This window comes from Flavihumibacter rivuli (assembly GCF_018595685.2).
Taxonomy (GTDB): Bacteria; Bacteroidota; Bacteroidia; order Chitinophagales; family Chitinophagaceae; genus Flavihumibacter; species Flavihumibacter rivuli.
This window is the reverse complement of the sequence record NZ_CP092334.1, coordinates 211,896-223,337: the sequence shown is the minus strand read 5'-3', so window position 1 is coordinate 223,337 and position 11,442 is coordinate 211,896. Positions and strand designations below refer to the sequence as shown.

The 11,442-nt window shown below is 49.3% G+C and carries 13 protein-coding genes; 5 read left to right on the top strand and 8 right to left on the bottom strand.

Annotation, left to right across the window (positions count from 1 at the left end):
- Positions 1-21: 21 nt before the first annotated feature.
- Positions 22-606: a Holliday junction branch migration protein RuvA gene (gene ruvA / locus KJS94_RS00965; RefSeq protein WP_214446890.1), complete on the bottom strand. Its 585-nt coding sequence runs from the start codon at positions 604-606 to the stop codon at positions 22-24.
- 132 nt (positions 607-738) lie between these two features.
- Here ruvA and KJS94_RS00960 point away from each other — a divergent pair, with 132 nt between their 5' ends.
- Positions 739-1,731, top strand: a complete 993-nt coding sequence (locus tag KJS94_RS00960; RefSeq protein WP_214446889.1) for a beta-ketoacyl-ACP synthase III — start codon at positions 739-741, stop codon at positions 1,729-1,731.
- A 74-nt stretch (positions 1,732-1,805) separates the two neighbouring features.
- On the opposite strand, the gene KJS94_RS00955 is transcribed toward KJS94_RS00960, so the two are convergent.
- The 3 genes from KJS94_RS00955 to KJS94_RS00945 all read right to left on the bottom strand — a co-directional run bounded on the left by KJS94_RS00955 (position 1,806) and on the right by KJS94_RS00945 (position 4,543).
- Positions 1,806-2,852, bottom strand: a complete 1,047-nt coding sequence (locus KJS94_RS00955; protein ID WP_214446888.1) for a nucleoid-associated protein — start codon at positions 2,850-2,852, stop codon at positions 1,806-1,808.
- 627 nt (positions 2,853-3,479) lie between these two features.
- Positions 3,480-3,965 (bottom strand): hypothetical protein, encoded by a 486-nt coding sequence (locus KJS94_RS00950; protein WP_214446887.1) that lies wholly within the window; start codon positions 3,963-3,965, stop codon positions 3,480-3,482.
- 86 nt (positions 3,966-4,051) lie between these two features.
- Positions 4,052-4,543 carry a DinB family protein gene (locus tag KJS94_RS00945; RefSeq protein ID WP_214446886.1) on the bottom strand — a complete coding sequence of 164 codons (492 nt, stop codon included), beginning with the start codon at positions 4,541-4,543 and terminating at the stop codon, positions 4,052-4,054.
- 53 nt (positions 4,544-4,596) lie between these two features.
- Here KJS94_RS00945 and KJS94_RS00940 point away from each other — a divergent pair, with 53 nt between their 5' ends.
- Both KJS94_RS00940 and KJS94_RS00935 read left to right on the top strand, forming a co-directional pair.
- Positions 4,597-5,829, top strand: a complete 1,233-nt coding sequence (locus KJS94_RS00940) for a trans-sulfuration enzyme family protein (RefSeq protein ID WP_214446885.1) — start codon at positions 4,597-4,599, stop codon at positions 5,827-5,829.
- 10 nt (positions 5,830-5,839) lie between these two features.
- Positions 5,840-6,289, top strand: a complete 450-nt coding sequence (locus KJS94_RS00935; protein ID WP_214446884.1) for a GNAT family N-acetyltransferase — start codon at positions 5,840-5,842, stop codon at positions 6,287-6,289.
- A gap of 57 nt (positions 6,290-6,346) precedes the next feature.
- Here KJS94_RS00935 and fabD read toward each other — a convergent pair whose 3' ends face one another.
- The 3 genes from fabD to KJS94_RS00920 all read right to left on the bottom strand — a co-directional run bounded on the left by fabD (position 6,347) and on the right by KJS94_RS00920 (position 8,368).
- Positions 6,347-7,237 (bottom strand): ACP S-malonyltransferase, encoded by an 891-nt coding sequence (gene fabD, locus KJS94_RS00930; RefSeq protein ID WP_214446883.1) that lies wholly within the window; start codon positions 7,235-7,237, stop codon positions 6,347-6,349.
- 89 nt (positions 7,238-7,326) lie between these two features.
- The gene (folE, locus tag KJS94_RS00925) at positions 7,327-7,923 is read right to left on the bottom strand and encodes a GTP cyclohydrolase I FolE (RefSeq protein WP_214446882.1); all 597 of its coding nucleotides are present in this window, start codon (positions 7,921-7,923) and stop codon (positions 7,327-7,329) included.
- A 31-nt stretch (positions 7,924-7,954) separates the two neighbouring features.
- Positions 7,955-8,368, bottom strand: coding sequence for a 6-pyruvoyl trahydropterin synthase family protein (locus KJS94_RS00920; protein ID WP_214446881.1), 414 nt, complete (start codon positions 8,366-8,368; stop codon positions 7,955-7,957).
- Between the two features lie 246 nt (positions 8,369-8,614).
- On the opposite strand from KJS94_RS00920, the gene mqnB reads away from it, so the two are divergent.
- Both mqnB and KJS94_RS00910 read left to right on the top strand, forming a co-directional pair.
- Complete coding sequence (gene mqnB, locus KJS94_RS00915; protein ID WP_214446880.1) at positions 8,615-9,271, top strand: futalosine hydrolase; 657 nt, start codon at positions 8,615-8,617, stop codon at positions 9,269-9,271.
- Positions 9,272-9,280: 9 nt separating this feature from the next.
- The gene (locus KJS94_RS00910) at positions 9,281-10,078 is read left to right on the top strand and encodes a 1,4-dihydroxy-6-naphtoate synthase (protein WP_214446879.1); all 798 of its coding nucleotides are present in this window, start codon (positions 9,281-9,283) and stop codon (positions 10,076-10,078) included.
- 4 nt (positions 10,079-10,082) lie between these two features.
- Here KJS94_RS00910 and KJS94_RS00905 read toward each other — a convergent pair whose 3' ends face one another.
- Positions 10,083-11,393 carry a cryptochrome/photolyase family protein gene (locus KJS94_RS00905; RefSeq protein ID WP_214446878.1) on the bottom strand — a complete coding sequence of 437 codons (1,311 nt, stop codon included), beginning with the start codon at positions 11,391-11,393 and terminating at the stop codon, positions 10,083-10,085.
- Positions 11,394-11,442 lie beyond the last annotated feature (49 nt).

The following is an 11,442-nucleotide window of genomic DNA, read 5'->3' as shown; positions in this document are numbered from 1 at the left end:
GGTAGAGCTAATGCAATAGGCTTAGAGGTTTTTAAGTGCTGATTTAATGATGTCTTCTACTTTATCAGAACCCGGGTGGGCTGCCATAGCCTTTCGGAGTGCCTGCTCGGCAGCAGGTCGGGCAATACCCAATGCCAACAGAGCATTTAACGAATCCTGTTCGGCAGTATTGCCTGTATTTAAGGAAATATTTGCATCCAGCGATTGCTTGATCACCTTATCCCGCAACTCCAATACGATCCTTTCTGCAGTTTTCTTGCCAATTCCCTTCACTGCTTCCAATTGTTTGGAATTCCCCTGGCTAATGGCCCTGGAAACTTCGTCCGGCCGCATGGATGACAACATCATCCTGGCCGTAGCAGCTCCCACTCCATTCACACTGATGAGTTGCAAAAACATTTCCTTTTCCGCCTTATCCGCAAACCCATACAACACATGGGCATCTTCCCTGATATGTAACCAGGTATGCAATACCCCCTGATCCTTATCCTGGATCGCCCCATAAGTATTCAGTGAAATGTACACCTCATACCCAACCCCCTGAGCCTCAACATGTACCAGCGTAGGGGTTTTGTAGGTGAATAGTCCTTTGAGATAAGCGATCATAGGCTGCAAAATAACAGATAAAATCCTAGTAAGCAACTTGATATATTAAGCTTTACAGAATCCCGCCCTGGCTAACTAACAAACGTTACCACCATTTTGCCTTAGTTTTGTGCCGCTTTTGAAAAAACACCCATGAGTAAAAAAATTACTGCTGCCATTACCGCCGTTGGCGGATTTGTCCCTGAAGACAAACTGACCAATTTCGATCTCGAGAAAATGGTGGATACCAATGACGAATGGATCCGTACCCGTACCGGAATTGAAGAGCGCCGTATCCTGAAAGGCGAAGGTAAAGCCACCTCCGACATGGTGGTTCCGGCAGTCCAGGAGCTTTGCCGCAAGCGCGGACTGGACCCAAAGGATATAGAATGCATGATCGTGGCTACGGTTACCCCTGATATGGTATTCCCCGCCACCGCCAATATTGCCTGCGACAAACTGGGTGCAGTAAACGCTTTCGGTTTCGATGTAAGCGCTGCCTGCTCAGGATTCCTTTATGCCCTCACCACCGGCGCTGCTTTTATCGAGAGTGGCCGCTATAAGAATGTAGTGGTGGTAGGTGCCGACAAAATGAGCGCCATCATCGATTATACCGATCGCAATACCTGTGTCATTTTTGGTGACGGCGCCGGCGCAGTGCTGCTTGAACCTAATGAAGATGGTTACGGCGTACGCGACAGCATCCTGAAGAGTGATGGCTCGGGCCGCCACTACCTGCACATGAAAGCAGGCGGCTCCCTCAAACCCGCAAGCATAGAAACGGTTACCAACCGCGAACATTTCGCTTACCAGGAAGGCAAGACAGTTTTCAAGTTTGCCGTTAAGGGAATGGCCGACGTGAGCGCCGAATTAATGGAAAGGAATGACCTGCAAAGTGAAGATATCGCCTGGCTGGTACCCCACCAGGCCAACCTCCGGATCATTGACGCTACAGCAGAAAGGATGGGCCTGCCCAAGGAAAAGGTAATGATCAACATCCAGCGCTATGGCAACACCACGGCTGCCACTATCCCCCTTTGCCTCTGGGAATGGGAGAAGGACCTGAAAAAAGGCGATAACGTGGTACTGGCCGCCTTCGGTGGTGGATTTACCTGGGGCGCCACCTGGATCAAGTGGGCCTACTGACACTAAAATAAATGGGCTGGCGAACCAGCCCATACAGATATCCTTAAAGCACGAAATGATCCGTTTCGTGCTTTTTATTTTTCTTCATCGAAGTAGAGCTTGTAATACTGTTTCCCAACCAGTTCATCATAGCCTTTCTCCATCAGGTCGCGACGCCCATGCACATACACATGGAAATTACCGTCCAGCTTCAGCACTGCCTTAAAGAACTTGGATTGCTTCTTCACCGCATTCAGGTTGATATCAAAGGCCTCATCGATCTCATAATTCCGGTTGGCCTCGAAGTTTCGCTTGTAGTCCATAAATGTATCCACTACCTCCGGGTGATGGATCACCTCTTCCGCGAACTCCTGCAGGCTGAACTGCTCCTTGGTCTTGAAGTATTCCATTGACCGGTTCATCAGGTCTATCTGGTCTGACTTGGAAACATCAAACTTCTCTGCGTATTCCTTCTCAATGAACAACTTGCACAAGCCCAATACATTATTGGTGTGGTGATAGCTATCGCTGTAAGGCACTACCTGCAGGAATTCCGACACCCAGTATTGGGTATCATTCTGCTTGTTGGTATTGTCCACCACACAAACCACATACCCATCGGCCTCATTCGTCCGGAACACCAGGCATCCCTTATCCAGCTTGTTGATATTGACCCCATCCTCTGCGATCACCTCCCATCCCGGACCATGGGGAAAGACCTTCAGGAAGGTCTCCTTGGTTTCCGACTTGAATATCCCCACCGCTTTCTTGTACTCCCCGTCAAATGGGACATTATCAAAAAGGGCAACATATAGTTCCCCCTCCTTAACCCGGGCATGGGTCGATTTCTGGTAAAGCAACTGCGCTATATGGAAGGATTGCTGTACAAAGCTTTCCGGCTCATTGAAAACCTGCTGTACATAACGATACACTTCGTTCATATCCAGGTCGCTCAGGTGGGTGAAATGATAACGTTCATTCTCATTGAAGGCCCCCAGGAAATACTTGGATAATAATCCCCTTACGATCTCATCGTTAAGGGTAAGCGGGTTAGGGGAAAGCTTCAGCTCCTCCCCCCTCGTTGGATTACCTACTTTATGTACGATCACCTTCTCCAGTGATACATTCTCAATTCCTGTCATGCTGCGAATATAGGAAGGGAGGGAATGTGGAGAGGTGATTTTTACGCCAAACAGGGAAGCATGTGGAAATGTGGAGATGTGAAAATGTGGAGATGTGAATTTTAGGCTTACCAGAATTGAATGCAAACACCTGAATATGTGGACATGTGACATACTCTCCAACCAGGATAGGAGACAGAAATGGGGCTCATAAACCAACCAGAGAGGAATGAGGAGATGTGCTACTCACGCTAACCAAAATAGAAAGTGGAATATGCACTCTGTTTAACCAAAAATTATAATTCGGCTGACGCATTAATGTGGACATGTGACATACTCTCCAACCAGGATAGGAGACAGAAATGGGGCTCATAAACCAACCAGAGAGGAATGAGGAGATATGCTACTCACGCTAACCAAAATAGAAAGTGGAATATGCACTCTGTTTAACCAAAAATTATAATTCGGCTGACGCAATATCGACAGAGACAAATGTCCGCAGCTACCATCTTCTGGTTGGAGAAAAAATCACCTCTCCACATCTCCACATCCCTCCTTCTGGTTGGCATAAAGACCACATGTCCACATTTCCACATCTCCACATTTCCACATTTTCACATGTCCACACCCTACCCTGGTTGGCGCAAATCACCACCTCCGCATCAGTGCCATATTCTCCTGCAGGGTGCGGTAGCGCTGGCGGAACTGCATGAGTTTGGAATAATCATCGCGGGAATATTTTGAAACCGATTGGTTCTCGCCAATGGTAACATGCTGGCGCACCTGGTTACCATCGAAAAAACAGACCTCGCCCCAAACGATCTTGTCATCATCATCCAAAGGATAATGGATCTGGTATTGTTCCATGCAGACGAGGTCACCCCGGTTGAGGTAATAGACTTCCGTAAATTCAGTGTCACGCTCAAAATAATGGACCTCAAATACCACTACCTTTTCCCTGTCGGTAGTATAATGCCAGGCCTCCTTGACCAGCTTACCCGGCTTAACGATATTGTCGAGGTGAAAGGTAACCTGTGAAAGCATCGACAGGCTATCGGCCTTATCCATCAATGCCTGGATACGCGATCGCCAGTCTAACGACTGGGAATAACCGAAATGCGAAGCTGCAAGCATTCCTGCCAGTGAAAAAAGAACCCTCAGGCAAAAACCCCTCCCTAGCATGGCTGGATCATTTCCTAAAAGTTACGAAAAAAGGATGATCAACGTTTCCTTGCCCACAGGATAAAATCGGTCCCGGGCACCTGTTTCACACCCAGTGTCCGCATCATGGTCACCAGCTGGCCACGGTGATAAGTACCATGGTTGAACAAATGCAACAACATCTGGTACCTGGGCTCCTTGAACTCCTCCTTCTTGGAGTTACGGTAGGAAAAGACATGCTCGAGGGCCGCTTCTGTAGCACCTTCCACCCAATTCAGCCAGAGTTTATCCTGGTGGAGCATATTATTGACCAGGTCCAATGTTGTACCGGAAAAATGGGCACTGGGAGGCGTGACCACTTCCTGCAATTTGAGGCGCTGCCACCAAATGCTTCCCGCATCCCACAGATGTAGGATCGTATGATGAAGGGAAGGAAAACTGCTGTCCACTTCCTTTTGCCAAAGCGATGGGTCCATTTTCAGGATGGCATCAGTGATCTGTTTGTTGGCCCAATAATGATAGGCGGCATATTCCTGTAGGATTTGCTTCATCGAATTCCAGTACTTTTGATTTGTGTCCCTCTAATTTAAAAGTTGAAATTGAAATGACTGATAAAAAAATCCAGTTACAGGGTTTTGGCTCAGAAGCTGTCCATGGCGGCAATATCCCTGATCCCAATTTTGCGCATCTCACCCCAATCTATGCTTCTTCCACTTTCTACTTCGACACAGCAGAACAAGGCATGGAACGATTTGCTGGGGCAGACAAGACAAAGATCTACAGTCGCTGGGGCAACCCCGGTTTCACGGTAGCCGAACAAAAGATCGCCGCGCTGGAGGCACATGGCCTGAAGGACAAATCCGGTAACCCCTTGCAGTTAAAGGCTCTGTTGCATGCCAGTGGCCAGGCTGCCATGACCACCATGTTCATGAGCAACCTGAAAGCAGGTGATGCCATCCTGACCCACTATTCCCTTTATGGGGGAACACAGGAATTGCTCACCAAAGTGTTGGCCAACTCGGGCATTTCTACCATCATTGCCGACCTCAGGGATCCGCAGGTAGCGGAAGATGCCATTCGCTCCAATCCTGCCATCAGGTTGGTACACGTGGAGACCCCCGCCAACCCTACCCTGCAATGCGTGGACCTGGAAATGATCAGCACCATCGCCAAAAAACACGGTTTGATCATGACCGTAGACAATACATTTGCCACTCCATATCTTCAACAGCCTTTTAAATTCGATGTTGATTTTGTATTCCACTCCACTACCAAATTCCTGAATGGTCATGGTACAGCCATCGGCGGTGTGCTTTTGGGCCGCGACCTGGAGTTCATGAATACCAGGGCATGGAAATGGTATGCCTTACTGGGCGGTAATGCCAATCCCTTCGATGCATTTATGCTGACCCAGGGCATACGCACCCTGGAGATCAGGATGGACCGTCATTGCAGCAATGCCATGCTGGTGGCCCAATTCCTTGAGCAACACCCCGCCATTGGCAAAGTGAATTATACCGGACTGGAAAGCCATCCCGACCATAAGACCGCGATGAAACAGATGAGGCATCCCGGCGGGATGCTCAGCTATGAGTTGAAGGGCGGCCTTGAAGCGGGTATCCAATTCATCAACCGCTTGCAGGTTTGCGTGAGGGCTATTTCACTGGGAACCGTAGACACACTGGTATCCCACCCGGCATCCATGTCGCATGCGGGCATCCCCAGGGAAGAAAGGGAAAAATATGGCATCAACGATGGCCTTATCCGCATGAGCGTAGGTATTGAAAACATTGAAGACATCCTGGGCGACCTGGCCCAGGCACTGGAAGGACTATAAAACCTCTAACATGAATATCACTATCAGGAGGGCTGTAAAAGAAGATTGCCCCCGGCTTTTGGAACTGGTACATGAATTGGCTGTTTACGAGAAGGCTCCGGAAGAAGTTACGGTAACCCTTGAACATTTCACAGCAAGTGGCTTTGGCCCAAATCCGGTATGGTGGGCATTTGTGGCCGAAGTAGATGGCATCGTTCAGGGCTTTGCCCTTTATTACATCCGCTATAGCACCTGGAAAGGGCAAAGGATGTACCTGGAAGACCTGATCGTTACCGAATCCATGCGCGGTAATGGCCTGGGCAAATTGTTATTTGACCGGCTGATTGAAGAGGGCAAGGAAAAGAAGTTCCACGGTATGGTTTGGCAGGTATTGGACTGGAATGAACCCGCCATCAATTTCTACAAAAAATACAACGCCAGCTTCGATGCAGGCTGGATGAACTGCAGCATCACCTTCTAAAACAAGAGCCCCCGGATCAAAACGACCGGGGGCTCTTAATATCTACTGCTAATTCTATCAATTCACGCCATTGATCTCCAAACCTTTCTCGATCTTGGCAACCAACCCCTGCAAAACTTTACCAGGGCCGACTTCAGTAAACCTGGTTGCGCCATCCTTCACCATGGATTGCACACTCTGTGTCCAGCGAACTGCACCGGTAAGTTGTTCGATCAGGTTCTGCTTGATCTCATCCTTATCCAGCACGGCGCGTGCTACCACATTCTGGTAAACCGCGCAGGTAGGCTGTTGGAGCTTGGTTGATTCTATCGCCGCCTTTAATTCTTCTTTAGCAGGCGACATCAACGGGGAATGGAAGGCACCGCCAACAGGCAATACCAGTGCACGCTTGGCACCAGCCGCCTTCATTCTTTCACAGGCGATCTCTATGCCTTTTACACTGCCACTGATCACCAGCTGGCCCGGACAGTTATAGTTTGCTGCAACCACTACTTCACCGGTCTCTGCCTGCACCTGGGCACAGATCTCTTCCACTTTGGCATCATCAAGTGCCAGTACTGCCGCCATGGTGGAGGGCTGCAACTCACAAGCCTTCTGCATCGCCTGTGCACGGAGTGATACCAATTGAAGGCCGTCCTCAAAACTCAGTGCCCCATTGGCAACCAGTGCGGAGAACTCGCCAAGGGAATGCCCGGCAACCATATCAGGGCGAGCCTGCTCTATACTGCGGTATGCTATAACGGAATGAAGGAACACTGCAGGCTGCGTAACACGGGTCTGCTTCAGGTCTTCTTCACTGCCATTGAACATGATATCAGAAATGCGGAACCCGAGGATCTCATTGGCCTGCTCAAACAATTTTTTGGCAAATGCGCTGTTCTCGTAATGTTCCTTACCCATGCCCGGAAACTGGGATCCTTGTCCGGGAAACACATAAGCATGCTTCATATATGGATTGGTATTAAGGGGGCAAAAATAAAAAAAGGTTTGCCAGCCGCAAAACGACAGGCAAACCGTTCTTACCGGGTCGCCCCGGATCAGCTCAATTTAGAAGAGATCAACTTGGTAAATTCACTGCGGGTCTCGGCTTTCTCAAACTCACCCCAGAAGGCAGAAGTCGTGGTCACCGAATTCTGCTTCTGTACCCCCCTCATCATCATGCACATATGCTTGGCTTCAATTACAACCGCAACACCGATCGGGTTCAGGGCCTCCTTGATGGCCGTAAGGATCTGCTGGGTCAGGCGCTCCTGCACCTGCAGCCTCCTGCTATACACGTCCACCACACGGGCGATCTTGCTTAGCCCGGTAATGTACCCGTTGGGAATATAGGCGATATGCGCTTTACCAATGAAAGGCAGCATATGGTGCTCGCACATGCTGAACAATTCTATATCCTTCACGATCACCATCTCACTCACCTCTTCATGGAACTTTGCGGACTCCAGGATGGCCTTGGCATCCATCTGGTAGCCCTGGGTCAGGTATTGCATTGCCTTGGCCACACGCTCAGGCGTCTTTAACAGCCCTTCCCTTTCAGGGTCTTCCCCCAATAAAGACAAAGTTTCCCGGTAATTCTCGATTAAACCGGACGTGATCCTGTCTTCATACTGTTCTACTTTGTTGTAAGCCATTGTATTCGTTTAGAAGATTGATAGGTTAATGTCAGGCCGGGAACTCCACGAAATTCCTTTCTGTTTCATATAGCCGAACCTGAAGCTCATGGGTCGGGTCTATATGAGGCCTTAACAGATTATAGATCACCACCACAATGTTTTCTGCGGTAGGATTAAGATGTTTGAATTCAGCAGTATCAAGGTTCAGGTTCCGGTGGTCAAAACGATCGATCACCTCGCGGTGGATGATGTCCGACAACACTTTCATGTCGATCACATAACCGGTGGACGGATCTGGCTCCCCTACTACCTTGACCTCCATATTATAGTTATGCCCATGGTAATTGGGCAGGCTGCATTTCCCAAAGACCGCAAAATTCTGGGCATCATCCCAATCTGGATTATGCAGGCGATGGGCAGCATTGAAATGTTCTTTACGATATACGGCAACTCGATTTCCCATATTGATTCATTATCGGCCTTCCGGCCACTGGCTATCTGCTTTACGGATCAATTCCAAAACAGGCCGCTAAAAACGGAAACGGAAGTGTGCCGTCCAAGTTGTTTAGCGATCAGCGAGTAATAGTTCAACAAACCTGGTGCCTGTTTGTTCAGAAAACCCTAAAAAAATTCACCTGTCCTGCTTCAAAAGTACAATATCCCCTTCAAATGGAAGGATTTGCGACATTTGCCTGTAAATCTGATCCCCATGCATTGTTTATTGGTAGCCGCCACCCCCCAGGAAATAGCCCCTTTTACCGACCACCTTTGCACTACGGAAAAACTGGAGCATATCGACTTCGACATCGACATCCTGATCACTGGGGTGGGAAGTAATGCCGCCACCTATGCCATTACCCGTTACCTGCAGCACAAAAAGCCCGACCTGGTCATACAGGCAGGAGTAGCAGGGAGCTTTGACCCCGAAACACCACTGGGATCGGTCTTCGCTGTAAAACAGGATGTATTCGCCGACCAGGGAGTAGAAGAGGAAAGGTCTTTCAAGGACATTTTTGACCTCGACCTGCAGGGCAAGAACGAAGACCCCTACAAGAAAGGGATGCTTCCCAACCCCTACACCAACCTGGTGAAGAGGACCAGGCTGAAAAAAGCCACCGGCATCACCGTTAATGAGATCACCACCAACAAAAAAAGGGCAGCCCATTATGCCGAAAAATTCAAGGCCAACCTGGAATCGATGGAAGGGGCGTCCCTGCACTATGTCTGCCTTATGGAACACATACCCTTTCTCCAGGTCAGGGCCATCTCCAACTACATCGGGGAACGCAATAAGAAGAAGTGGAAACTCAACGATGCCATCCAGAACCTGAACAAAGAACTGATCCGTCTGTTGGAATCACTCTAAGCGAAGATTATGAAGTTTACCCTTGGTTTTTCCCCCTGCCCGAACGATACTTTTATCTTCGATGCCCTGGTAAATGGCAAGATCAATACCCATGGACTTTCCTTTGAGGTACTGATGGAAGATGTGCAAACCCTGAACGAATGGGCTTTGGCAGGGAAGCTGGACTTCAGCAAGATCAGCTATGGCGTGTATCCCCTGGTCAGCGGGCAATACAGGCTGCTGGAATCCGGCGGCGCGCTTGGCTCAGGCGTGGGACCGCTGTTAATCGCCAAAACGGATATCCCATTGGAAAAAGTGCCCGATCTGCGTATTGGCATTCCCGGCAGGAACACTACTGCCCATATGCTTTTCTCCATGGCCTTTCCGGCTGCACGCAACAAGACCTTTATGGTGTTTCATGAAATAGAAGAAGCGGTCCTGCATGGTACGGTCGATGCAGGGGTCATCATTCACGAGAACAGGTTTACCTACGCACAGAAAGGCTTACACAAATTGATCGACCTGGGCGACCATTGGGAAAAAGTATTGCATTGCCCTATACCATTAGGGGGCATCGTTGCTAAAAAAACCATTGACCCGGCCATAGTCAATGAGGTGGACAGCCTAATTACAGAAAGCATCCGTTACAGTTGGAGCCAATACCCCGGCCTGTCGGACTTTATACGTAACCATGCACAGGAAATGAGTGAAGAAGTAATGCGGCAACACATCAACTTGTATGTAAACGACTATTCCCTGGCGCTTGGCGAAAAAGGGCACCAGGCCGTTGGGCAATTAATCGAAACTTACCATGCACTGAACAGCTGAACCTTCAGCGCTTAAGGGTGGCGCTATACACTTCCAGGCAACGCTTCCTGGCGAAATCATGCTCAACTATCGGCTTCGGATAACCGAATCCTTCAAACTCCGGCACCCATTGACGGATATACTGTAGTTTGGGGTCGAACTTCTGTGTTTGCAAATAGGGATTGAATACCCTGAAGTAAGGGGCGGCATCGCAACCACTACCCGCGGCCCACTGCCAGCCACCATTGTTTGCGGCAAAATCAAAATCCAGGAGTTTCTTCGCGAAATAGGCTTCTCCCCAGCGCCAATCGATCAGGAGGTGCTTGGTAAGGAAGGAAGCCACGATCATCCTTACGCGGTTATGCATGAACCCGGTGGCATTCAATTCCCTCATCCCGGCATCAACGATCGGGTATCCTGTAGTTCCCTCACACCAGCGCCTGAACTCCCCTTCATCATTGCGCCATTTGATCTGGTCATACTCCGGCTTGAATGCCATTCCCTTCCCCACCTGCGGGAAATTCGCCAGGATCATGTGGTAAAAATCCCGCCAGATCAATTCATTCAGGAAGGTCTCATTCAATGCCCCTGCCCTTCTGGCCAGCTCCCTGATACTGATGGTCCCAAACCGCAAATGCACACCCAACCGGGAGGTTCCCTGGATAGATGGGATATCCCGTTGGTCGCTGTACTTCCTGACCAACTCTTCATCCAATTCCCTGGAGGGGAAAGGTTTCGCCACCTCCTGGAATCCCAGGGAATCCAGTGAGGGCAATGCCCTCGGCACCTGCTTCAGGAATGCACCGAAATATTTTTCCGTTGGATAGGACTTCAGGTAGAATTCATTAAGGGTCGCCTTCCATCTCCTGCTGTAAGGCGTAAAAACCGTGTAGGGCTTACCGTCATCCTTTACCACCTCACCCTTCTCAAATATTACCTGGTCCTTGAAATGATGGAAGCTTCCCCCATTGCCTTCTATTATTGCCGCTACTTCCGCATCGCGTTCCTGTGCATAGGGTTCGTAGTCATGATTGGTATATACTTTTTGCACCTTGTACTCCTTCAGGAGTTGTGCGTACACCTCCTTTGGAAAGCCGTAGCGAACATCCATGGTGGAACCAATCTTCAATAACTCATCCTGCATTTCCATCAATGCCGCATGGATGAACTCCACCCTGCGGTCCGACTTATCTTCCAGGTCATCCAGGATGTTCCGGTCGAAGATGAAAACGGGAACAACAGGCAGTCCACTTGTAAGGGCATGGTAAAGCGCTGCGTTATCTTTCAATCGCAAATCCCTTCTGAACCACATGATCGCAACCGGGCTACTGTGCATGTAATGGAGTTTGGGAAGAAAACAACTGATTGATGAATATGTTCAGGGA